Origin of the sequence: Exiguobacterium sp. OS-77 (assembly GCF_000414195.2) — a bacterium.
In the GTDB taxonomy this organism is placed as follows: domain Bacteria; phylum Bacillota; class Bacilli; order Exiguobacteriales; family Exiguobacteriaceae; genus Exiguobacterium_A; species Exiguobacterium_A indicum.
In genome coordinates, this window is sequence record NZ_DF239008.1 from 2505575 (window position 1) to 2529159 (window position 23585).

General features: G+C 47.5%; 23 protein-coding genes and 1 pseudogene. 12 read left to right on the forward strand and 12 right to left on the reverse strand.

Annotated features, from left to right (window positions below; translation table 11 throughout):
• Window positions 1–25: 25 nt before the first annotated feature.
• Window positions 26–238: an SE1561 family protein gene (locus tag EXG77_RS12890; RefSeq protein ID WP_023467294.1), complete on the reverse strand. Its 213-nt coding sequence runs from the start codon at window positions 236–238 to the stop codon at window positions 26–28.
• A gap of 84 nt (window positions 239–322) precedes the next feature.
• Between EXG77_RS12890 and yfkAB the strand changes: the two genes are divergently transcribed.
• The 3 genes and pseudogenes from yfkAB to EXG77_RS12905 all read left to right on the forward strand — a co-directional run.
• Window positions 323–1435, forward strand: a complete 1113-nt coding sequence (yfkAB, locus tag EXG77_RS12895) for a radical SAM/CxCxxxxC motif protein YfkAB (protein WP_035398770.1) — start codon at window positions 323–325, stop codon at window positions 1433–1435.
• Window positions 1436–1522: 87 nt separating this feature from the next.
• The gene (locus tag EXG77_RS12900) at window positions 1523–1705 is read left to right on the forward strand and encodes a hypothetical protein (protein WP_023467292.1); all 183 of its coding nucleotides are present in this window, start codon (window positions 1523–1525) and stop codon (window positions 1703–1705) included.
• A 71-nt stretch (window positions 1706–1776) separates the two neighbouring features.
• Window positions 1777–2928 (forward strand): annotated as a pseudogene (locus tag EXG77_RS12905) (MFS transporter); the annotation flags it as partial.
• Between the two features lie 41 nt (window positions 2929–2969).
• On the opposite strand, the gene EXG77_RS12910 reads toward EXG77_RS12905, so the two are convergent.
• Window positions 2970–3257, reverse strand: coding sequence for a hypothetical protein (locus EXG77_RS12910; RefSeq protein ID WP_023467290.1), 288 nt, complete (start codon window positions 3255–3257; stop codon window positions 2970–2972).
• Window positions 3258–3420: 163 nt separating this feature from the next.
• Window positions 3421–4350, reverse strand: a complete 930-nt coding sequence (locus tag EXG77_RS12915) for a DMT family transporter (RefSeq protein WP_023467289.1) — start codon at window positions 4348–4350, stop codon at window positions 3421–3423.
• A gap of 185 nt (window positions 4351–4535) precedes the next feature.
• On the opposite strand from EXG77_RS12915, the gene EXG77_RS12920 reads away from it, so the two are divergent.
• The gene (locus EXG77_RS12920) at window positions 4536–6485 is read left to right on the forward strand and encodes a heavy metal translocating P-type ATPase (RefSeq protein ID WP_023467288.1); all 1950 of its coding nucleotides are present in this window, start codon (window positions 4536–4538) and stop codon (window positions 6483–6485) included.
• 51 nt (window positions 6486–6536) lie between these two features.
• On the opposite strand, the gene EXG77_RS12925 is transcribed toward EXG77_RS12920, so the two are convergent.
• From EXG77_RS12925 to EXG77_RS12940, 4 genes are all read right to left on the reverse strand, one after another.
• Window positions 6537–7445, reverse strand: coding sequence for a YihY/virulence factor BrkB family protein (locus EXG77_RS12925; RefSeq protein ID WP_029340889.1), 909 nt, complete (start codon window positions 7443–7445; stop codon window positions 6537–6539).
• A gap of 86 nt (window positions 7446–7531) precedes the next feature.
• Window positions 7532–7960 carry an NUDIX domain-containing protein gene (locus tag EXG77_RS12930; RefSeq protein WP_035398774.1) on the reverse strand — a complete coding sequence of 143 codons (429 nt, stop codon included), beginning with the start codon at window positions 7958–7960 and terminating at the stop codon, window positions 7532–7534.
• A gap of 28 nt (window positions 7961–7988) precedes the next feature.
• Window positions 7989–8900 (reverse strand): PfkB family carbohydrate kinase, encoded by a 912-nt coding sequence (locus EXG77_RS12935; protein ID WP_029340887.1) that lies wholly within the window; start codon window positions 8898–8900, stop codon window positions 7989–7991.
• 178 nt (window positions 8901–9078) lie between these two features.
• Entirely contained in the window at window positions 9079–9972 is an 894-nt protein-coding gene (locus EXG77_RS12940) for a 1,4-dihydroxy-2-naphthoate polyprenyltransferase (protein ID WP_035398777.1), read from the reverse strand.
• Between the two features lie 159 nt (window positions 9973–10131).
• Between EXG77_RS12940 and EXG77_RS12945 the strand changes: the two genes are divergently transcribed.
• From EXG77_RS12945 to menC, 6 genes are all read left to right on the forward strand, one after another.
• Entirely contained in the window at window positions 10132–11517 is a 1386-nt protein-coding gene (locus EXG77_RS12945) for an isochorismate synthase MenF (RefSeq protein WP_035398779.1), read from the forward strand.
• Window positions 11507–13150: a 2-succinyl-5-enolpyruvyl-6-hydroxy-3-cyclohexene-1-carboxylic-acid synthase gene (gene menD / locus EXG77_RS12950; protein ID WP_052017198.1), complete on the forward strand. Its 1644-nt coding sequence runs from the start codon at window positions 11507–11509 to the stop codon at window positions 13148–13150. The genes EXG77_RS12945 and menD overlap by 11 nt, the downstream gene beginning before the upstream one ends.
• The gene (gene menH, locus EXG77_RS12955) at window positions 13147–13923 is read left to right on the forward strand and encodes a 2-succinyl-6-hydroxy-2,4-cyclohexadiene-1-carboxylate synthase (protein WP_035398781.1); all 777 of its coding nucleotides are present in this window, start codon (window positions 13147–13149) and stop codon (window positions 13921–13923) included. Before menD ends, menH begins: the two co-directional genes overlap by 4 nt.
• An 18-nt stretch (window positions 13924–13941) precedes the next feature.
• Window positions 13942–14766, forward strand: a complete 825-nt coding sequence (menB, locus tag EXG77_RS12960) for a 1,4-dihydroxy-2-naphthoyl-CoA synthase (protein WP_023469886.1) — start codon at window positions 13942–13944, stop codon at window positions 14764–14766.
• 63 nt (window positions 14767–14829) lie between these two features.
• On the forward strand, window positions 14830–16212 hold the full coding sequence (menE, locus tag EXG77_RS12965; protein ID WP_238987953.1) for an o-succinylbenzoate--CoA ligase: 1383 nt from the start codon (window positions 14830–14832) through the stop codon (window positions 16210–16212).
• Window positions 16209–17279: an o-succinylbenzoate synthase gene (gene menC, locus EXG77_RS12970; RefSeq protein WP_052017199.1), complete on the forward strand. Its 1071-nt coding sequence runs from the start codon at window positions 16209–16211 to the stop codon at window positions 17277–17279. The genes menE and menC overlap by 4 nt, the downstream gene beginning before the upstream one ends.
• A 293-nt stretch (window positions 17280–17572) precedes the next feature.
• Here menC and map read toward each other — a convergent pair whose 3' ends face one another.
• The 5 genes from map to EXG77_RS12995 all read right to left on the reverse strand — a co-directional run bounded on the left by map (window position 17573) and on the right by EXG77_RS12995 (window position 22730).
• Window positions 17573–18334: a type I methionyl aminopeptidase gene (map, locus tag EXG77_RS12975; protein WP_023467279.1), complete on the reverse strand. Its 762-nt coding sequence runs from the start codon at window positions 18332–18334 to the stop codon at window positions 17573–17575.
• A gap of 13 nt (window positions 18335–18347) precedes the next feature.
• The gene (locus EXG77_RS12980; protein WP_023467278.1) at window positions 18348–19538 is read right to left on the reverse strand and encodes an EAL-associated domain-containing protein; all 1191 of its coding nucleotides are present in this window, start codon (window positions 19536–19538) and stop codon (window positions 18348–18350) included.
• Between the two features lie 72 nt (window positions 19539–19610).
• Window positions 19611–19877, reverse strand: a complete 267-nt coding sequence (locus EXG77_RS12985; protein ID WP_023467277.1) for a hypothetical protein — start codon at window positions 19875–19877, stop codon at window positions 19611–19613.
• A gap of 106 nt (window positions 19878–19983) precedes the next feature.
• On the reverse strand, window positions 19984–21543 hold the full coding sequence (locus EXG77_RS12990) for a DEAD/DEAH box helicase (protein WP_035398788.1): 1560 nt from the start codon (window positions 21541–21543) through the stop codon (window positions 19984–19986).
• Window positions 21544–21875: 332 nt separating this feature from the next.
• Window positions 21876–22730, reverse strand: a complete 855-nt coding sequence (locus EXG77_RS12995) for a S1 RNA-binding domain-containing protein (RefSeq protein WP_023467275.1) — start codon at window positions 22728–22730, stop codon at window positions 21876–21878.
• A 233-nt stretch (window positions 22731–22963) separates the two neighbouring features.
• Between EXG77_RS12995 and EXG77_RS16475 the strand changes: the two genes are divergently transcribed.
• Window positions 22964–23131, forward strand: a complete 168-nt coding sequence (locus EXG77_RS16475; protein WP_023467274.1) for a hypothetical protein — start codon at window positions 22964–22966, stop codon at window positions 23129–23131.
• Between the two features lie 125 nt (window positions 23132–23256).
• Window positions 23257–23562, forward strand: coding sequence for a hypothetical protein (locus EXG77_RS13000; protein WP_023467273.1), 306 nt, complete (start codon window positions 23257–23259; stop codon window positions 23560–23562).
• Window positions 23563–23585: the final 23 nt, after the last annotated feature.

Here is a 23585-nt window from a genome sequence, read left to right on the forward strand (position 1 = left end):
TCTTTACGCAAATGAAAAAGCGGTCTCAATCTACCGCTTTTTTCGTTTCTTCTTGTTCTTTCATATCCTTTGCATATCGAACGACCTTCGCCTTGAGTTGATCTAGTGATACGATCAGTCGTTCCAAATCTTCGATATCTGATGATTCATCGAGTGAATCGATTGTATGACAGAGAAGCTGCATTCTTGATTTTAGCACATTCATTTGACCAAGTTTATCAGTTCTTGCTTTTCCCATTATTCAGACTTCCTTTCTTCCGCTGGATTCCGACGTTATTTTAGCATACGATACGAAGTGGAGCACTAAAAAGGAGGAGTACCTATGCCACAATCATCACCCATCACGATCGCAAACGATCCGTGGGAAGCTTATCGTGACATTGAACAATACGGCACCGTCCGTTTGACGAACATCGAAGTCACGACGACAAAACTGTGTAACATGCGCTGTGAACATTGCGCCGTCGGTTACATGTTATCCAGTAGCGAGTCACCTGAAATCCCAGTCGAACTACTCATTCAACGTCTGGATGAAATCGAACATCTGCGTGCCTTCTCAATCACCGGCGGAGAACCGATGCTTTCAATGAAATCCGTCAAGGAGTATGTCGTCCCTTTACTTAAGTATGCCCACGAACGTGGCGCTAAAACCCAAATCAACTCAAATTTAACACTTCCGTTATCCCGTTATGAATTAATCATTCCTTATCTAGATGTCTTGCACATCTCACATAACTGGGGAACAGCCGACGATTTCATCGATGGTGGCTTTGCGATGATGGAACGAAAACCGTCACGTGAAGCACGGACGAAACTTTTCGAGACGATGAAAGAGAATGCCCGTGTTCTGAATGCACGTGGTGTCATCGTTTCTGCAGAGACGATGATCAATAAACGGACATTACCACACCTTGAAGCGATTCATAAGGAAATCGTCGATATGGGGTGTGTCCGTCATGAAGTGCACCCGATGTACCCCGCTGACTTCGCGTCAATGATCGAAGCAGCTAGTTTATCTGAAATCCGTGACGGAATTCATCGTTTGCTTGACGTCCGCGATCCGAACGTTTGGATGTTGTTCGGAACACTTCCTTTCTACGCATGTTCGATGGAAGAGGCAGATTTAGAATTGCACCGTCGCTTGCGTCAAGAAAAAAACGTATCGGTTCGCAATGACCCAGATGGTCGTTCTCGTCTTAACGTCAACATCTTTGATGGTGAAATCATCGTGACTGATTTCGGCGACGAACTCGCTTCGCTCGGTACGATTCATGAGACGTCTTTCAATGATGCGTATGCCCAGTGGCAAGAGACAGAACTGAATAAAAGCTTGTCGTGTCACTGCCCTGCGGTGCAATGCCTTGGACCGAACGCGCTTGTGAAAAACGCTTATTACCCTGAGATTGATTTCACAAAACAATCGAGTCGGCTTTAAGAATCAAAAATAGGTTTTGAACGATGGCATCCCGGGAAAAATGTCACAAAGTAGACACATTCTGTTTTTCTAAAAGGGGTGACCGGGATGGAATGGCTCGTAGGTATTGTCGCAATCATCGGTACGTTCAGTATGGTCTTGTTCGTCATGATGGTTGGTATTCGCGCTTCACACAGCATCGAACATGATGAAGTATTCGACCAGACAGACTGGGACGAACATCTTCTGCATATGCCGCGTCCGACACGTTTTGAACAAGAAAATAAATGAAGCACGCCCCGGTCTCCCGTTTCAGAGACCGGGGCGTGTTATGCTAAAAGAAAAAAGAAAGGTCGTCGTTACTTGTGTCACGTCGTTTTGCTCTTATCTTATCGATCGTCTTCATTTCCGGATTCACGCAAGGTCTGCTGATTCCACTGTTATCTATTTTACTTGAACGCCAAGGAACCCCCGCTTTCATCAACGGTCTCAGCGCTGCCGTTCTCTATATCGGTGTCATCGTCGCCGCCCCTCTCATGGAAGGTCCACTACGACGACGTGGTTATATTCCGGTCATCTCGTTTGGACTCGCTCTTGTTGCAGTGGCGGTTTTCTTATTTCCACTTCTTCCAAGCGTCATTGCTTGGATGATTTTACGGTTCCTCGTCGGATTTGGTGATCAGACGTTACACTATGGATCACAGGTTTGGGTGACGTCCATTACCCCAAATGAACGGTTAGGACGAACGATGTCACTATACGGGATGGCATTCGGTCTCGGTTTTGCTCTCGGTCCTCTTGCGGCACCTCTCGTCGATGTCATCAACTGGCTACCATTCGTGTTGACTGGTACATTGACTGTCATCGTCCTGATCTTGTTATCGCGTATGCCGAACGAAAAACCGTCATCCGTCATGCCGGAGGAGCTGCAAAGCGCCGCCTCACGGTATAAACTTGTCCTATCAACTGCTTGGTTCACGTTACTTCCTGGCTTTACATATGGTTTTCTCGAAGCCACACTGAATGCCAGTTTTCCCGTTTTTGCGACGCGTAACGGGTATGGTCTATCTGAGACGAGTACCTTGATCACGACATTCGTTGTCAGCTCGTTGATCATGCAACTTCCACTTGGACGACTTGCGGATCACTTCGGAAAACGTCGGACGTTAGTAACCGTTCTTTCGATTGGCTCCGTTGCTTTCCTTATCGCTTGCTTCGTCTTCGAACGATACGGTTGGTTATTCGCGATTTTTGCTATTAGCGGGATGGCACTTGGCTCGACGTACTCGCTCGGTGTCGCCTATATGACGGAACAGTTACCGCGACACCTTCTTCCGACGGGCAACTTGCTTGCAGGGATTGCCTTTAGTCTTGGTTCGATCCTTGGACCGATTGCTGGCAGCTTGTTCGTTCTGCTTCCAGCTATGCTTTATTTCAGTCTATTCGTTCTGGTTCTAGCGACACTTGCGTTTCTCTTACGATACGCGAAACGTCACGAATCATCCCGGATCTAAAACAAAGGATCTTGCGCTAATGATGCGCAAGATCCTTTGTTTTATTTCACGATTCCTTCTTGCCGAAAACTCCGCCAGAGCTTATCGTCGATCGCATACGGCTGTTCTTTTGCACGCTTCAGCTCTTCTGTCTCGAGCAGCACGACGACCTCTCGACCGTTGATTGACCACACTGAATCGTAACCTCTCTCCGCCTCGATGATTTCCACATCCACATCTCCATGGGTTTCCTTCAACTGCTGACTGACGCACGTTACGACGAACCGGGCAAACTCATCACGTGGACGACGAGTGGCAATGATCTTTCGAACGATCTCATTCCGTTCCATTCGTTTTCATCTCCTTCCGTTTTATAGTCGCACTAGCCTTTCAGACAAGGCCGAATCGGTCTTCACTTGACCGTACAGAAAAAAGCCGAACGGGTCGGCTTGAGCAACGAACGATTGGGAGTTACTTTGATTGAAACTATTTTTGCACGATTCTGAATCTTCGTCAACCTCGCTTTTGAAACCATACAGGAAGGTACGTCGAGACTAAGATACCACTGACGACGAAGAGTAACCCAAGCAACGCTTGCGGTGGAATCGTCTCGCCGAGAATCAAGGCCGATAAACTGACACCATAGATCGGTACGAAGAACATGAACAACGACACTTTACTGACTGGATTATATTTCATTAGTAAGTTCCAAAGCGTAAATCCAGTCGCTGATAAGAAGGCAAGATACACGAGCATCCAAGCACTTGTCGTTGAAAAGGTGAATGGTGCGACGTGACCATCGAGAATGACTCCTGCGATAAAGAGACCGATTGATCCAATGACCATCGCCCATCCAGTCATCGGTGCCACCGGATAACGTGCCGAGTATTCTTTGGCAATCAAGTTACCGAACGCCCCGGAAACCATTGCTGCGATCAATAATCCTTCCCCTACTCCAAACGAGACACCTTGCCCACCTTGTGGCCAGTTGGCCAAGATGACACCTGTGAATCCAAGGAATAAGGCGAGTCCTTTAAATCGATTCAGTCGATCGTCTTCATATCGAAAATGTGCCAGCAACATCTGAAAGAACGAAGTCGATCCGGCAATGATTGATCCTTGTACGCCAGTTGATAAAGATAGACCGATATAAAAGAAGACATACTGCAAGAACGTCAAAAAGAAGCCGAGACGACTATAGGCGTAGGTCCGCTCCTTCAGTGTGATCGTCTGTTTGAAGACGAAGACACTGACGACAAGTAATAACACACCTGCTAAAAAGAAACGATAGCTCGCAAACAGTAATTGCTCTCCGTATTCGGAAGATGTGATCTGTAATAAGTCATAACTTTTTTTAATGAAGGGAAACGCACTTCCCCACAAAAAAGTCGTCAGTAACGCAAAGACGACGAGTCCAATCCGATGGGTTAAAATTTTTTGCATCTTTCTAGTTCCTTTCCTGTTCCTTTTCACTGAAGCATGGTATAGTAATTCTACAGATAATAATAATTATAATCTAGAGACAATGAAACTCATTATCAATCAGTTAAACTCATTGATATATCACATTCTCATTCTCTTTCTATAATGATTTCATTTCTCATTTACATTTTGAAAGGAGTTTTAATATGACGACTTCCACTACTACCGATGTTCAACAGCGTTCCGTATTCCGTCATGCTTGGGATGAGCATCACGAATTGATTCTAGCATTGTTTAGCGGAATATTGATTTTAGTTGCTTACGGACTCGAAAAATTCAATACGGCGTCTGCCGTTTATGTCACATTGTACTTATCGGCTTATGTAATCGGAGGATATGCGAAAGCGAAGGAAGGATTGACGGAGACGTATCAAGAAAAAACGTTGAACGTCGAATTGTTGATGATTTTAGCTGCCATCGGTGCGGCTGCTATCGGATACTGGATGGAAGGTGCGATCCTCATCTTCATCTTTGCGTTATCCGGTGCCCTTGAGACATACACGATGAATAAGAACGAACGTGCCTTGCAAAGCTTGATGTCCTTACAACCGGAGGAAGCAACACGTCTGAATGCAAACGGTCAACTCGAAGTCGTCGGAATCGAACAATTAGCGATCGGTAACCTCGTCTATGTTCGTCCTGGGGAGCGGATTCCAGTCGATGGTGTCATCGTACGCGGTCAAGCGGCGATCGAAGAAGCATCGATTACAGGGGAATCGATTCCGGTTGAAAAACAAACAGGTGATACGGTTTATAACTCGACTGTCAACATGAATGGTGTCTTGACGATTGAGATGACGAAAGCTGCTGACGAATCGTTGTTCCAAAAAATCATTCATATGGTCCAAAACGCACAAAGTGAACAGTCTCCATCTGCTCAGTTCATCGAACGTTTCGAAAGCCGTTATGTCAAAATCGTCCTCCTCGTCGTTGCACTGATGATGGTCCTCCCTCATTACGTCGTTGGCTGGACATTTGAGACAAGTATTTACCGCGCGATGATTCTTCTCGTCGTCGCCTCACCTTGTGCCCTTGTTGCGTCGATTACACCTGCTGCCTTATCTGCAATTGCCGCATCTGCGAAAAATGGCGTTCTTTTTAAAGGAGGCGCCCACATCGAAACGCTCGGTCAAGTCGATACGATCGTCTTCGATAAAACGGGAACACTGACAACAGGGAAACCCGTCGTCACTGAAAGTCGTTACGCGGAAGGCATGGACGTCCGCGCAGTCCAACAAGCGGTTGCTTCCATCGAAGCGCAGTCGAACCATCCACTCGCCCAAGCAATCGTCGATCACTTAAAAACCGATGTCCGCGAACCATCAACGTTTAAGGATGTGACAGGATACGGGATTGAAGCAACTGTCGATGGTGTCACGTATCGTATCGGTAAACGGGCATTCCATGATGGTTTAGACGATCCATTCGTCGCGATCGAACAGTCATTGAAAGAGCAAGGGCATACGATCGTTTATGTCAGCAATGGAGCACAGATCGTAGCGCTTTATGCGTTACGTGATACGATTCGTCCGGAAGCCAAAACAGCGATTGCTGCCTTAAATGATCTCGGCATCGCAACGATCATGTTAACTGGTGATAATCCGGTCACGGCAGCTGCCATCTCACGTGAGGCGGGATTGACGGACTTCGTCGCTGAGTGCCTACCGGAAGATAAAGTACGCTACATCAAACAATACCAAACAGAAGGTCGGACCGTCGCGATGGTCGGTGACGGCATTAACGATGCCCCAGCCCTTGCATTAGCACATGTCGGGATTGCGATGGGTGAAGGAACGGACGCTGCGCTTGAGACCGCTGACGTCGTCTTGATGAAAAATGATTTAGGTCGTCTTGCCTATGCTGTGCACAAAGCCCGGAAGATGAACCGGATCGTCAAACAAAACATCACGCTTGCGATCGGTGTCATCCTCCTATTGATCGCATCGAATTTGTCCCAGTTCCTCATCATGCCGTTCGCCGTCGTCGGACACGAAGGATCAACGATTCTCGTCATCTTGAACGGTTTACGTCTTCTTCAACAGGATGCTTTACCAAGTCTTCCACAGCGTTCATCTGAAAAACGATTAGCTGCTTAACACGAAAAAACGTCTGATTGCCGGAAGGCAGTCAGACGTTTTTTCGTATCTTCATCCGAACGTATTCGTCGGAATGGCATCAAGTTCAGCTTGTTCCTTCAAGCGTTTCTCTTCCATCTTCTTTGGATCCGCTTTTTTCATGAATCGTTCCCATGACGCGTTCAATTCAGAACCGAGTAAGATGATCAGCCCTGTGAAGTAGAGCCATAATAACAAGATGACGACACTACCGAGCGAACCGTACGTTTGATTGTAATTCGAGAAGTTCGAGACGTAAAATCCGAATCCAACCGATAATAATTGCCAGACGATGACACCAAAAACGGCTCCTGGAATTGCTTCTTTGAATGTAATCGGACGCTTTGGTGCGACGCGGTAAAAAATCGACAGGATACCGATCAATAGAATCGTCGACACGACATATCGTAAGACCGTCAGTAGGATTTTTTGCCCCATATCGATCGGAAGCACGAAATTGGCAAGATACGTGATGATCGGACCACCGAGCACATTCAAGACGATCAGCAACAACATCCCGACTCCGAGCACGATCGTGAGTAACAAGGCAATCCCACGCGCTGCGACAAAACCACGGGGCGAGAAGTCACCATAGGCATGGTTTGCTGTCGTGATCAAACGATCGACCCCTTTGGAAGCAGACCAGACAGCAAGAATCGCACCAATCGATAACAGACCACCTTGTGGTTCCTTGATGGCTTGGAAAATCGTATCCGTGAATGTGTTGACGGCTCCACCTGGCGCTAAGTCGCGAATTTGTGACTCGAGTGTCTGACGATCGATGTCAAAGAATGATAAGACGGAAATGACGAAAATGATTCCTGGGAAAATGGATAAAAACCAGTAATAAGCGAGTGTCCCTGCATAATCCGTGATGTTATGATCGGACATTCGTTGCTTTAAGTTCAGGGCAAGCCCTTTTGGATCGCGTGAATGCGCCATCGTCATCTCTCCTTCATGAAAAAGAGGCAGTCAACGACCACCTCATTGTTTTAATATACTTTTCCCATTTTATTTCAACTAAAACCTCATTCGTTTTCAGAAAGGATCAATTCATAGAATGGTTCTGTCATTTCTGCCAGCTGTTTGGCAAGTGACGGTGGACGAATCGGTAACGAAGGTAGCTCCGAACGCTTGATCCAGACCGGTGTATAACCCGATCCTTCCTCTTCGAATTCTTCACCCGTACCCGTGCCAAACCGACCACCAATTGTTTTCGCCCAAAAATAAGGATTATCAAATCCATTAAAACGGACGATGGCGGCAATACCGGTCAACTCCACGTCGATTCCAAGTTCTTCATGTGCTTCACGAATCGCTGTTTCTTCTAACGATTCTCCATCATCTTTCCCACCGCCTGGAAAGACATAATACGTTTCGTTCAGTTTATCCCGACGAATCAACGCAACTTCATCTTGTTCGTTTCGTAAAATGATTGCACTTCGTTGAATCGGCATGACGCCACCTCCCTTTTATCATTTCTACTTATTGAAGAGCATCCAGCATTTCAGGAACGAGTCCATTCTCTGTCGAAGCGATGACTTCTGCTGCAACCTTCATACCAAGCTTCAATGCCTCTTCTGCTGACTTTTCTTGTGTCAATTCAGACAAGACAGCAGAGAAGAATGAGTCGCCTGCTCCCGTCGAGTCGACGACTTTTACTTTTTTCGTTCCGACATGACCTGATGTCGCTGTACGACGATCAACGTAGACCGCCCCGAGTTCACTCATCGTCACGACCGTGAACGGAGCACCCTTTTTCGCTAGCTCATTCGCTACATGAATCGCATCTTCAACAGTCACGATCGACAGATCAGACAGAATTTCCGCCTCTTCTCGGCTACAAATGAATCCAGTGAACCCTTGTAGCAGATGACGATTTCGTTCGATGACGCTCAAGTGACCACAAACACCAAACAATGGCAACTCCATTTTACGACATAGATGAATCAAACGTTCTAAAACCGTAACGGACAAATCAAGATCGATTGCAACGGCATCGACTCCATCGAGTGCATAGATTGATTGACGTAAAATCGCCTCTTCGAGCAACTTGGCATCTGGTTGTTTTGAGATCGATGTTTGCAAATCGCCTTCATTATCCATGACAGCTAGCCACATGCCCATTCCATGATCTTCTAACATTTCGACGTGATCCACATTTGCACCGTAAGATTTCAGCTCATCGAGCACTCCCACGCCAATCTGATCATTCGTAACCGTCGAGATAAAGCGAACTTCATTCCCGAGGACGGCTAGATTTTGTGCTACGTTGCGTCCTGTTCCTCCATTTGAAAACGTGATGTCTCCTACGTTTTTCGCATCCTTATGCAAAGGAGCGAACGAAGTTCCTTTTATGTCGACGAATACTTTTCCGATTACCGCGATTTTATTCATTTCAGTTCCACCTCTAACCATATTTCCTGATTTCCGACCTTGTTTGATCTTTCAGGCACATTGCTTCAATTATAGTAAAATTTTAAATCAGTGACAACCGAAGTAGTTTTTTTCTAACTGTTTGCTATCTTCACGTTAAAAAAGCAGCAAGCGGATCGCCTGCTGCTTTGATTAAAGATTAGATATTCGCGATCACGAGACTGATTGCGAGTAAGAGTCCGAAAATCGTGTTCACTTTACCGGTCTGTGCCATGCCAGGCATCAGCTTTTCCGGTGGTAAGTCTTCCCAGAAGAGACGTACTGCTTTGATCATGAGCGGAATACTCAATAACGCGAGTAACGCAAACCATGAAACGTCAAATGCGAGTACAGCAATAATGAGAGACAGGATAGCTGCCGCAAAAAATCCGATCAAGACGTACACGGCACGGCGATGTCCGACGAGACAGGCAATCGTTTTTCGTCCGTTGACCTTATCATTATCCAAGTCCCGAATGTTATTCGCAAGTAGGATTGAACCAATCAAGATGGCGACTGGTACCGAAATCGCAACGGCTTCTGTCGGAACATAACCAATTTGCAAGTACGCCGAAATCGCGATGATAATATACCCCATGAAAAAGCCTGCAACGACCTCTCCAAGTGGTGTATAGGCGATTGGTAACGGTCCTCCTGTATAGATATATCCGACGAACATCGAAATGAGTCCTACGACAAGTAACCACCACGATGTCTCGATGCACAGATACACACCGAGTAATGCCGAAATGCCGTACAATGTAAGTGCGAACGCTAGAATCGTCCCCGGCTTGAATCCGTCACGAACGATCGATCCACCGATTCCGACCGACTCCTCCGTATCTAAACCACGTTTGTAATCGTAGTATTCATTGAACAGATTCGTTGCGATTTGAATCAACATCGATGCGATCAACATCGCCACGAACAAATCCAAGCGTATCGATTCCACGCGTGGTGCGACAACTGCCGTACCGACGACGACCGGAACAAAACTTGCTGTTAATGTATGCGGTCGTGTCATTCGCCAATAGACAGCGATTGATTTATTCATATAATAACCCCTTTCCTGTCTAAGTGTATCGGGTTTCGTTTTTTGCTGTCAATGTTCAATCCGAGATAGCTTATTCCTTCTTTTTTGTCCGCAAAAAGTTTACACTTAGATTAAGTGAAACATATCACAGTATCTATAGACTAGGGGGCAATGAGCGGTATGGCTTACGCTCAACAAGAGCTAAAACAGTGTATCGAACAGGCCGTCAGTCAGGCGAACGCCTCACAACGACCTATACTCGCTTCGTATTCATGGGAAATCGAAGCAACTGACATGCGTTCCCTCGAACAGGGTATCGAGGAACGATTTTATTTCGCGACACCTGATCGCTCGATGCGGGCCATCGGGTTTGGCATCGTACAACAACTTCAGGCTTCAGGAACGGATCGTTTTTTACGAATTCAATCGCAATGGGCAAACTTGAATCGCGATCATGTCGGTCATGATTTATTTGCGTTCAGCGGATTTTCGTTTACCGAACTTAAACAACCGGATTATCGTTGGTCTTCCTTCGGAGACGCTTCGATGACGATTCCGAAGTTTTTATTTCTAGAACAAGATGGCAAGACACGTGTGACGATTTTTGCTCGCGTCGAGCCAATGGATCAAGTCGATTCTATCTTAAATGAACTCGCACTCGATTTCGCCAAAGTCAATCAACCGCAACCATCGACTGCCGCAGGCGTCACGCGCTTACGACTATCGCGAGATGGGAATGAAGCCTTTGAAGCTTCATTCCATCAAGCGATGCACTACTTGGAGACGACACTTGAAAAAATCGTCCTGGCGCGCGAAGTCGTCTATGAGCTGGATCGTCCACTCGACGTAGCCGCTGTCGTCGCTGAACTCGAAGATACGCAGCCCGGCAGCTACGTCTTCTGTTTCCAACCAAATCCGGAAGAAGCCTTTATCGGCGCTACACCGGAACGACTCGTCTTAAAACGTGGACGTTGTCTTGAAACGGCAGCCGTCGCTGGTTCTGCACCACGCCACGCAACGGATGAGATGGACGAAGCACTCGGTCAATCGTTATTACAAGATCAAAAGAACCGGGTAGAGCACGGAATCGTCGCGGATTCGATCGAACGGACATTATCTGTATTTTCAGAGGAACTGGATTGTCCGGATACGCCGATTCTCTTGAAGAATCGCCATATTCAACATCTTTATACACCGATCACAGCTCATTTAAAAGAAGATGTGACGTTATTCCAATTAATCGAAAAACTGCATCCGACACCTGCACTTGGGGGCGAACCTAAGCAGTTAGCAGTCGATGCCATCCAAGAAATCGAAACGTTCGAACGAGGATGGTACGGTTCACCTGTTGGTTGGATGAACGGACAGGATGACGGGGAATTCATCGTTGCCATTCGATCTGGATTGTTTACAGAACGGGCGGTCATTCTTTACGCCGGTTGCGGTCTCGTCGAAGGCTCTCATCTCGATAGTGAACTGGCAGAGACGGAAACTAAACTATCACCGATGGTACAAGCACTTGGACACGTCGGTTCGATTGAAAAGGATGATATTTATGTTGACTAAGTGGATGCACACGTTAATCGATACGCTCGTCGCTTCTGGTGTCCGGGACTTCGTCATCAGTCCCGGCTCCCGTTCGACACCACTTGCCATTGCTGCTTTTCTGCATCCTTCTAGCCGTACCCACGTCCTTGTTGACGAACGGTCGGCTAGTTTTTTTGCTTTAGGTCTAACACGGACGGAAGAACGCGTTCGTCCCGTTGCGTTGATTTGTACAAGCGGTACCGCTGCGACGAACTATTATTCAGCAGTGACCGAAGCGAATATTTTTGAACTTCCGCTGATCGTCTTGACCGCCGATCGACCACATGAATTACGGAATGTCGGTGCGCCACAAGCTATTGATCAGGTTGGTCTGTACGGGAAGCAGGTTCGGCATGCGTTTGATCTTCCGTTAGCAGAAGAAGCGAGCCTTCCTTACGTCGCTCATGTTGCACAACGCGCAACCCTACTCTCTCTAACGGAACCAGCTGGTCCGGTTCAAATCAATGTTCCGTTACGTGAACCACTCGTGCCGGAACTCGATCTCTTACGGACAGGACGCCCGGTCGGTGTTTTACCTGAACCGACACCGGGCGTAAACGACGCTTTAGCGACCGCACTTCAAGAAGAGCGTCTTCTTTTTGTACTTGGACCACAACTTACTGCGGCGGACAGTCAGGTTGTCATCTCGTATGCGAAACAAGCAGGGATTCCGGTATTGGCGGATCCACTCAGTCAAGGACGACAATCGCATGATGCTCACGTTTTTGCCTATTACGATACATGGCTCAAACATCCAGCTACCGCTCAGTACGTCCGACCAGACCGAATCATTCGTTTCGGTGCCATGCCGACGTCAAAACCTTATCTGCTTTGGTCTCGGGAGATTCCGACGACGGTCGTCGGTCATCCAGGAAATTGGCGTGACCCTCAACTCCATTCGGATTTCGTAATTGGTCACGCGCGACAACTCACGCATTATATATCTGTTCCGCATGATCCTGCGTATCTGACACTGTTGCAACAGGCGGAGCGACGCGTCGCCGCTGCTTTTGCGACAATCGATCAAGAGGAGATGACGGAGTATAACGTCGTCCGTGCGTTGACGACGTTACAGGACGGAAGTCTCTTTGTTTCGAACAGTATGCCGATACGGGATGTCGATACGTTCCTACCGACAGGAACACCGCTTCGTCTACTCGCGAACCGAGGTGCGAACGGAATTGACGGCATTCTCTCAAGCGCTCTAGGAGCAACGTTTGACGCCACACACCGCTATTTACTCGTCGGCGACTTAGCGTTCATTCATGATATCAACGGTCTGATGACAGCACGGACGCTTCCGTTAACGATCATTCTCGTCAACAATGCGGGTGGTGGCATATTTAGCTTTTTACCACAACAGCAACTCGAGCAAGAGGTGTTCGAACCACTTTTCGGTACACCGCAGCATCTCGACTTCGCTTCTCTCGCTTCCGGATATGGCGTAACCTATCAGGCGATCGATTCCATCGCCGCGTTACGTCAAGCACTTGCGGAAGAGACGAACGTCACTCGGATTCTTGAAGTCAAGACGACACGAACAGAAAACGTACAGATGCACCGTTCGATCTGGGACGTGACGAATCATGCGTTAGCCGAGGTGTTCCAATGATTTTGCGTGGGCATACGTATCATGTGAAAATCGAGGGATCGGGTCCACCGCTCCTATTGCTTCATGGTTTTACAGGCTCGCTCTCGACGTGGGACATGCTAAGTGAGCATTTATCGCCTCACTTCACCGTCTATCGCCTTGATTTGATGGGGCATGGAAAAACGACACCGGCGTCTGAGCAACGAATGCGTTTAACGCAACAGGTCAAGGATCTCGAGGCACTGCTCGCTATGCGATCCGAGCCATGGATTGTCCTCGGATATTCGATGGGGGGACGAATTGCTTTAATGCTGAGTGTCGTCTCTGAGCAAATCGCTCGGACGATCGCTGTTAGTACGACACCAGGTATCCAGACGGCAATGGAGCGAAAAGTACGTCGTACATCCGATCGGATGTTAGCGGAGCGACTTGAAAAAGACGGACTCGAAGCTTTCATCAATCACTGGGAGACACTTGGGCTATTTAAACCCCAAGCCCTTCTCCCAGAATCGCAACGTACGCGACTGCGTCAGGAGCGCCTGTCCCAAACGGTGGAAGGTCTGAGTGCTTCGTTACGTGCACAAGGTACAGGGAGCATGCCATCCCTTTGGTCATGCCTTCCGAAAGAGATTGATTGGATCGTCGGGGAAGAGGATGAAAAATTCCGTGCCATCGCTTTGCGCGCGGCATCACCTGAAAAAATTCACGTGATTTTGCATGCTTCGCACGCCCCACATATCGACCAACCGCAAAAGTTTGTTACAATGGTAGAGAATCTACTTATTCATCACTAACATATTGGGGGAATTCACATGAAATATGCTCCGGAATGGGTATCAGCCCGCAGCTATGAAGACATCAAATATGAACAATGGAACGGGATCGCGAAAATCACGATCAACCGTCCTGAAGTTCGCAATGCGTTCCGACCACACACGGTCCACGAACTCATCGACGCATTTTCACGTGCACGTGACGATCAAAATGTCGGCGTCATCATCTTAACAGGTGAAGGCGATCTCGCATTCTGTTCTGGCGGAGATCAAAAGGTACGTGGACATGGTGGATATGTCGGTGACGATGAAATTCCACGCTTGAACGTTCTTGATCTTCAACGTTTGATTCGTGTCATCCCAAAACCAGTCATCGCTATGGTCGCAGGTTATGCGATTGGCGGCGGACACGTCCTTCACCTCGTGTGTGACTTGACGATCGCTGCAGACAACGCCCGCTTCGGACAAACTGGTCCAAAAGTTGGTTCATTCGATGCTGGATATGGCTCTGGTTACCTCGCACGCGTTGTTGGACACAAGAAAGCGCGTGAAATCTGGTACCTCTGCCGTCAATATGACGCACAGCAAGCACTTGATATGGGACTCGTCAACACGGTCGTTCCACTCGCAGATCTCGAGCAAGAAACGATTCAATGGTGTGCTGAAATCCTTCAACATTCGCCAACGGCTCTTCGTTTCCTCAAAGCGGCATTCAATGCTGATTCAGATGGTCTTGCAGGGATTCAGCAACTCGCAGGAGATGCAACATTGCTGTACTACACAACGGACGAAGCAAAAGAAGGACGCGATGCGTTCAAAGAAAAACGTAATCCGGACTTCGGACAGTTCCCGCGTTTCCCATAATGAAAAAAAGGTTCAATCGTCTTACGACATTGAACCTTTTTCGTATATTCATCTCAAAAGGAAGTGACTATTTTGTATCCTTGGATCTATACACGGGCAAAAGAACAGCCGGATGACATCGCGCTCATTACGGAAACGGAGCGTTGGTCGTGGTCTGAACTATATACACGCGCACATCGCTTAGCAAGTACTTGGGCGACGATCGTGACACGCGGAGACCGGATCGCCCTTTACGGTCCATCGAGTGCACAGTATATCGTCGCTCTTCACGCTGCTCAGTTGCTCGAACTGACCGTCGTCCCGATCAACACACGTTTGACGCAGACAGAAGTGTTGCGTCAATTCAAACAGGCAGATGTACGGCTCATCGTGACGGACCGGGCACTTGATACAGCGATTCCGTGCCGTACTTTCTCTTATGAAAAAGAAGCGCCTGACCTGTTAATACGCCATATGCCAAAGCAATACGTCCAATCGATGCTCTTTACGAGTGGTACGACCGGACATCCGAAAGCCGTCGAACAAACGATGTTGAATCATTTCTCGAGTGCAACGAACGCCGCGCGTCATATTGGATCACTGCCAGAGGATCGTTTTTTGATTGTCACGCCGCTGTTCCACATGAGTGGGTTAGCCGTCGTCTACCGGGCGGTCATCTATGGAGTACCGATCATTCTCGAGCCACACTTTTCGCCAGAACGCGCCTTGCACTGGATTACGACAGAAAAGATCACCCATGTCTCACTCGTCTCGGTCATGCTTGATCGGTTACTCGAAGCCGGACTACGTCGCCACGCGCTTCGCGTCGTACTGACAGGAGGCGGTCCTGTTCCATTACCGATTCTGACGCGTGCCCTTGATCGTAATATCCCGGTCATGCAGACATACGGGATGACGGAAACAGCTTCTCAAATCGCGACTCTTTTGCCAGAGGATGCCTTACGAAAGATTGGATCGGCCGGACAAGCGATTCATCCGACGCAAATCCGCATTACGCGTCACCAAGAGATCGAAGTCAAAGGCCCGACGATCATGAAAGGCTATTTTCATGATGAAGAGAAAACGGCAGACGCCTTTACGGCAGACGGATTTTTCAAGACTGGTGACTTAGGACGTATGGACGCCGATGGATACCTCTATGTCCTCGATCGTCGAAGCGACCTCATCATCTCAGGTGGGGAAAACATTTATCCAGCTGAAGTCGAATCAGCACTTCTCTCGATTGATGGAATTCAAGAAGCAGGTGTCGTCGGACGATTTGATGCTAAATGGGGACAAGTTCCGGTCGCCTTCATTGTCAGTACACTCGATGAAGTCATCGTCCGAACGGAAATCAGTCAATTGCTCGCTAAATATAAATGTCCGGTTGATTATATCTATCGTAGCGCGCTGCCACGCAATGCGAACGGTAAACTATTGCGGAAGCAACTGAAGGAGTCATTATGAGTATCACTCTCCGGTCTGCCGAACTGTTCGATGTTCCGCTCGTCTTTCGTCGTCCGATGCAAACCGCCCTCTCGACGCTGACAGTACGTCGGACGACGATTTTGCGTCTGACTGATTCGGAAGGACGAATCGGTTACGGGGAAGGTGTCGCGTTTGATACACCGTGGTATACATCAGAAACACAGCACTCTCTTCAAGGAATCGCTCCGCTGCTGTATCGATTACTTGAACAACCGCTCCATCATCCAGCAGACGTTACGGATCGTTTCCGCATCGTCCAAGGTAATCCGATGGCAAAGGCGATGTTCGAAGGAGCGATCTATGAATTATTCGCAGCAGCTACCGGTCAATCGCTCGCCACGTATCTCGGAGGTGATGAATCATCTCTCGTACCTTGCGGGAAAGCACTCGGACGGGCTTCCGCAGCACAGACCGTCGAAGCCGTCGGACAAGCGATCGCTTCCGGATATGGACGGATCAAGCTGAAGCTCGCTCCGACGGATACCGTCGTTCTTGAGCAAGTACGTGCCGCTTTCCCTGATGCGCCCTTGATGTTTGACGCTAACGGTAGCTTCACTGAAGCAGACTTCCCTCTATTACAACAGTGGGATTCATTCGGTCTCGTTATGATGGAACAGCCGCTCGCAGCGTCGGATTGGTCCGGACATCAACGTCTCGCTAGCCTCTTACAGACACCGATTTGTCTGGATGAATCCATCGTCGCTCCAGTGGATGCCGAGTTGATGCAGACGCTCCACGCTGGTCAGATTCTAAACATCAAGCCGGCACGCGTCGGTGGACTGACGAACGCTTTGTCCCTTCGAACAAAAGCACCCTACTGGCTCGGTGGGATGTTCGAGAGCGGTATCGGGCGTCGTCAGACCCTTGCTTTTGCAACACTGCCTGGACTCGCTTATCCGATCGATATGGCAAGTACTGCCGATTATTTCGAAGAAGATTTGCTTGAGACCTCGTATCATGTCGAACACGGACACATTCGTTATTCTGCTCCAGCCGTATCCGAGTCACAGTTAAACAAATTGGCAACGTCCCGGATATCCTTATAATAGGAGCACTACGACGAAAAAGAAGGCTGACTCAAAAAAGAATGGCGCGTCTTTTCACGCCCTTTCCTCAGTCGATACACAAGCCAGCTTTCCCTGCCTTATTCAAGCAGGAAAACGGGTCTTGTTTGTCTCTGACAGCGCAAAGATGCGCTTTTTCCTGTAGGAGTTGCGTGAAACGCGTCATTCTTTTTGTTATGAGATAGGGTGGCAGATTATCATTCTGCCACCCTTACTTTTGTGGAAACTGACTTTTGAGTCAGCCCCCTTCTCGTGTTTTACTATATGAGCTTTTCTTAGAACGATTCTTTGCCTTCGACTTTCGTCAAAATCTCATACCCGTCTTTTAAGACGACGACCGTGTGCTCGAATTGTGAGACGAGACTCCGGTTCGGTGTGTATAACGTCCAACCGTCCCGCTCATCTTCGATACAGAACTCATCTCCTGTTGAAATAAACGTCTCGACAGCGATGACTTGCCCTTCCTTCAACAAATCATTCTCTTCACGATTGAAGTAGTTCGAAATGGATTCCGGCTCACCATGGAGTGTCTTACCGAGACCATGTCCCGCTAAGTTACGGATGACCGTGAAACCGCTCTTACGTGTTTCGGCATAGATTGCTTTTCCGATCTGGTTGACCTTCGTTCCGGCTTTGACTTTTTCAAGTCCTTTCTCAAGCGCCGTCAATGACACTTCAACGAGTCGGACATCTTCCGGACGTTTTGCTTCTCCTGCGATGACCGTCTTCCCAGTGTCTGAGTAGTAGCCGTTCTTCACAGCCGAGACATCGACATTGACGATATCACCTTCTTGAATGACATACTTCCCTGGGATACCGTGTGCTGCGATATCGTTGACACTGATACATGTCGCTCCTGGGAAATCGTACATGACGATTGGAGCAGACTCTGCTCCCTGTTCCTTCAGGATGCGTGCTCCGATGTCATCGAGTTCCTTCGTCGTGATTCCCGGTTTGACGGCATCCGCCATCTCATCGCGTGCCATGGCGACGATTCGTCCAATTTCTCGTAATGCCTCGTAATCATAATCTAACACTTTCATTTCCTCCTCATTCACTCAATCGTTCTTGATATAGATAATCTGCAGAGATATCCGCAAATAAGAACATCCCATTACTGAGCGGCATACTAAATGTCCGCGTTTGTTCACTCGAGCTGAAGTCGACGTACCGTTCGGACAAATATCCACTATGTCTTCGTTCCATCGCTACCGTCGTCCGGATGAAGTAAGGACGGAAACTCCAGTTGTACCCTTTGTAGAAGGAATACAGTTTCCACTCCCCACTCTTTTTACTGACGTTTGAAGATTGTTGGAATCCATTCGCATCCGTGATATAAAACCGGATGAATTCCGGCTCCATCTTCCGGGCGAGCGTCAGCAACCATTGATCGAGATCTTGCTCCGGCTTCAAGGACTGACAATCTTCATTAAATCGAACCGTCCAGTCTTGCTCTAGCTGAAACAAGCGATTCATCTGCTCGCGATCATATTTATAAAACATCGGGACTTCATGGATCAACACTTCCATACCAGGACAGGTCATGACCCATTCAGGTGATGCTTCTCCAAGTAGATTCCCCATGTAGTAACGTCCTCCGTGTTGCCACGCATACCGAAGTTGACCGAGATGACTGATATTCTTATACAAAAGTGGCGCTCCAAGCTGGTCGCAAAGATGCTCCATCGTCTGTAAGAGATGTGGATACGACGCTGAGACGGTCTTTTTTTCAATCATGGAGGATAAATCGACGATCAACATATCCGGCGACATCGAAAAGACACGTTCAAGACTCGTTGCTTCCGCACGGTCCAGCGCTACCTTCAGTCCAGAGTTCTGGTAATACGCGACGATCCGACCCAGACGGTCAAAATCATCGACTTGGACATCCGTCAAAGTAACGTACATCCGCTCTTTTGGAAACGACGAGTCGACCGTCCGTAAGACATGCAAGAAGTCCTCCCCACCGTTTTCAAACAGCCAAGCTGGACGACAACGGATCAGAATAAACGCTTGTGCATCGGAGGGTACTTTTTGGAATGCTTGACGGACGACATGCCCCATGACTTCGAGTTGATACTCGATTGGAACATCGTCTTCCTGAAAAAATGGTTTTAACGGTTCTCCACGAAAATGGGACTGGATTTCATACCCTTCCACCTTAAAAGGGGCAGCGCCTACGATCGGTTGAAACCATGCCTCTATCTCTTCGGGATGAACGATGACATCTAATGCATCCATTCTATTCCCCCCTTGTACTCTTGTTCTATCTTAACAAAAAAAGAGCCTCTCTGTAACGAGAGAGCCCCTGTTTTACGATAACGTCGTATCTTTCCGCAATGCGATATACAAGTACACACCGAATGTCGCCGTCAAGTAGATGATACTCAGGACACCGTATTGGATTCCGACGGCTCCTCCCTTACCGATGGCTAGCACAAGAAAGATGATGCCGCCAAATAATAAGGTCGCCAACGGAATATAACGAAAATGTCCTTTTGTCGTCCGCTCACAAATCTTTTTCGTCGCGACGATCAGTGCAACGAGACAGACGGATGCTGCTACATAAATGGTATACACGAATGATTCAGCCCTCTCCCTATCGTTCATGGCTCATTTTATCATGACCGCTCAGATAAATCATAAAAAAGAACCGACTTGTCTGTGACAAATCGGTTCGAATCGTTTACTTTTCAAAACGTGGTTTACGTCCACCACGGTTACGATCGCTTTCGCTACGGTTGCTACGTCCAGCATAACCGCCTTCACGACGATCTGATGAAGAAGATGAACGACCACCTTCACGACGCTCGCCACCGCGCGGGTTGTTTCCACGGTATCCGCCACTGCGGTTGCCGCTTCCACTTCCACCTTTGTTTCCGTAAGGACGACGGTTTCCACCACCGTTGCTACCGAAACGTTTCACGCGGATTGGTTCGATTGAAGAGATTTGGACTGGTGTTGCATCCGGCTCTTTCGTCAATCCTTTAAGTGCTGCTGAAAGAAGTTCCACTGCTTCGTACTCTTCTAAGAGTTCTTGTGCAAGTGTCGTATATTCTTTTGAGTCTTTTGCTTCAACGCGTTTGATGAGTTCTTGTGCAGCAAGCTTCAAGTTGCCTTCTAAGATTTCATCAAGTGTTGGTGCATGACGACGTGACATTTTTTTGTTCGTGACACGTTCGATTGTTTTGATTTGACCGAATTCACGTGGTGTAACGAATGTGACAGCCGATCCTGTTTTACCAGCACGACCCGTACGACCGATCCGGTGAACATAGCTCTCTGGATCTTGTGGGACGTCGAAGTTGTAGACGTGTGTGACACCAGAGATGTCAAGACCACGTGCTGCAACGTCTGTCGCGACGAGGATATCAATCGTTCCTTTTTTGAAACGACGGATGACTTGGTCACGTTTTGCTTGTGTTAAGTCACCGTGTAAACCGTCAGCTGTGTATCCACGTTGGATCAAACCTTCAGTCATTTCGTCAACACGTTTTTTCGTACGACCGAAGATGATTGAGAGTTCTGGAGAATCCGTGTCGATCAAACGGCAAAGAACGTCGAATTTTTGGCTTTCTTTCAATTCGATGAATGACTGGTCGATGTTTTCAACTGTCATTTCTTTTGCTTTGACTTTGATGTGTGTCGGAGTCGTCATGAAACGATCTGCGATTTTACGAATTTGTGGTGGCATCGTTGCTGAGAATAAGAGTGTTTGACGTGTTTCAGGAAGTGCACCGAGGATTTTCTCGATGTCTTCGACGAATCCCATGTTCAACATCTCATCTGCTTCGTCAAGGATGACCGTTTGAACGTGATCGAGGTTCAACGTCTTACGGTTCATGTGGTCCATCAAACGTCCTGGTGTCGCAACGACGATTTGTGGATTTTTGCGAAGTGCGCGGATTTGACGATCGATTTGCTGACCGCCGTAAACAGGAAGTGCATGAACGCGTTTTACTTCACCGATCCGGTTCAATTCTTCTGCTACTTGGATTGCGAGCTCACGTGTTGGAGCAAGAATCAACGCTTGGATGTTGCGTGATTTTGCGTCAAGACGCTCTATTGTTGGGATACCGAATGCTGCAGTTTTACCAGTACCTGTTTGTGCTTGACCAATTAAGTCAACGCCGCTGAGTCCGACTGGAATTGTTTCTGCTTGGATTGGTGTTGCTTCTTCGAAGCCCATTTTTAGGACACCTTTGATAAGTGCCTCACTAAGATTTAATTCACGAAATGTTGTCAATGCTAAATACTCTCCTTTGTCATATGAAAAGCGTCTGCCACTAAACAGACGCTACCGTAACGAATACAATCGACTACCTATTATAACAGAATCTATCACATAAAGATAGAGTGGTTTCTCTTATAATAATGTTTAGGGAAGTCACCATCATAATCGTTGCCATAAGGGCGAGGGAAAGGCGAAGTGCCCGGACCGTGCGATGTACGTCATCGCGTGCCCCCACTAGTGATGGGGTATATTCAGTAAATGGTCGCCGGTAATCAAACCAGCCGCAACCACCAAAATGATGAATTCCTTACTATCTATTCGAAACGCAGGCTTACTCGGTCCGATTATTTCGTCAACCGAATACCCGTTTCATTTTTTTCTATTTTTTTATCTTTCAACAGGCGACCGAGCGCTCGTTTGAATGCTGCCTTGCTGAGACCGAATACTTCATCAATCGTCTCGGGAGCTGTCTTATCACCATACGGCATCTGACCATCATGTTCAAGTAGATGGTTCAGAATCAACTCCGCGTCTGTATCAATGGCTTCAAAGGCACGTGGTCGTGCTGAAAGTAATACTGTACCATCTGGTTTTACATTTGTCACTCGTAATTTCAAGACTTCTCCAAGACGCGGCCAACGTTCCATCTCACGTTCATGCAAGAATCCGATCGATTGATCGTTGACCCAGACGTTAACGCCTGGTTCACGTTGTGAGAAGACGAGACCTTCGACGTCCATGTTGTTCCACTCCTCTGGAGCTGGCTTCGCACGTAAGTTGAAGTATGCATAAGGTGCAGGGTCTCCGAGTAACCTAAGCTTCTGATCATGTTTCAGACGAATGAAGAGTTGATCGCCTTCTTCTGGCCAGAACATCCGGCGCTGCGGCAAATCGTCGAGTGAGACGAGAACGTCTTTTTGAATACCGATGTTCGCGAACACTCCTGTGTTATAGCGTGTTCCATTAATCGTCGTCTTGACATAGTCTTCAAATGAAGCTTCTGGAATCGTCATCGATGATGCTAGACGCCCTTCATTATCTTGATACAAGAAGACTTCTACCTCTTCATCGAGGGCTACTTTCCGTGTTTGTTCATTGTTATGCAACAACACGTCTTCATTTCCATCTGTCAGAAACACTCCGAACTCTGCTTCGCGTTCTACTTTTAATGTGACAACCTGTCCTGCGCGTAATCCCATTTCGGGTCATCTCCTCTCTGTATTTGAATCGATTCCAGTTCTTGTGAATCGTTCTGCTGTTCTTTCCCTACCATACTATACTCTTTTTCCATTCATCTCTGATATCGACACAATGGTGACAGTTGTGACATATTTGTGAACGGAACACATTTGCGTGATTTTTTTGAAAAAAAGATATATGATTAAATAACAGGAAAAAGAAGGTTTAGTTTAGGTAAATATGGGGGATAAAAATGTTTCATAACATTCAATCGCGTTCGTTCGCACGACGCTTCACGAAAACATTGGTTTTTGCATTTTTTGCGTTCCTTGCTACGATTGGAATTGTCTTCGCAGAAGGATCGAACAGTACGGATATGACACCGAAGACACCAGCGCTTCAGCAAATCGATCGCCCTTAAAATCTACACCTTCCGTGTGGATTTTTTATTTTTTCCGGACATTTACAGGACGATAAAGGAAAATTGCGTTTGACCTCGAATTAAATGAACATGCCATCATTTTAATTTTTGAGGAGGAAACGGACGTGCTCTTCTACTTATTTACGACGATTACGGGTCTCATCACTACATACTTAAGTTTTGTTACCGGTTATTATACGAGTTCGATCGGTGTGTTCGTCTTTACACTAGCGATTTGTCTGTCACTATCATCGATCCGCCAGTTGATCCGTACGTCCTATCTGACTTACATTGAATACATTCAACACCGTCGTGTCAAAAAACAGTACGAACGGATGAAGAAACGAGAACAATCTTATCAAATCGGCTATCCTCATCGAGATTCGAGTACACCACTTGCATTCTCCGCGACAGACCAGCATGATAAGTAAAGAACACGATTTCATCACCTAGG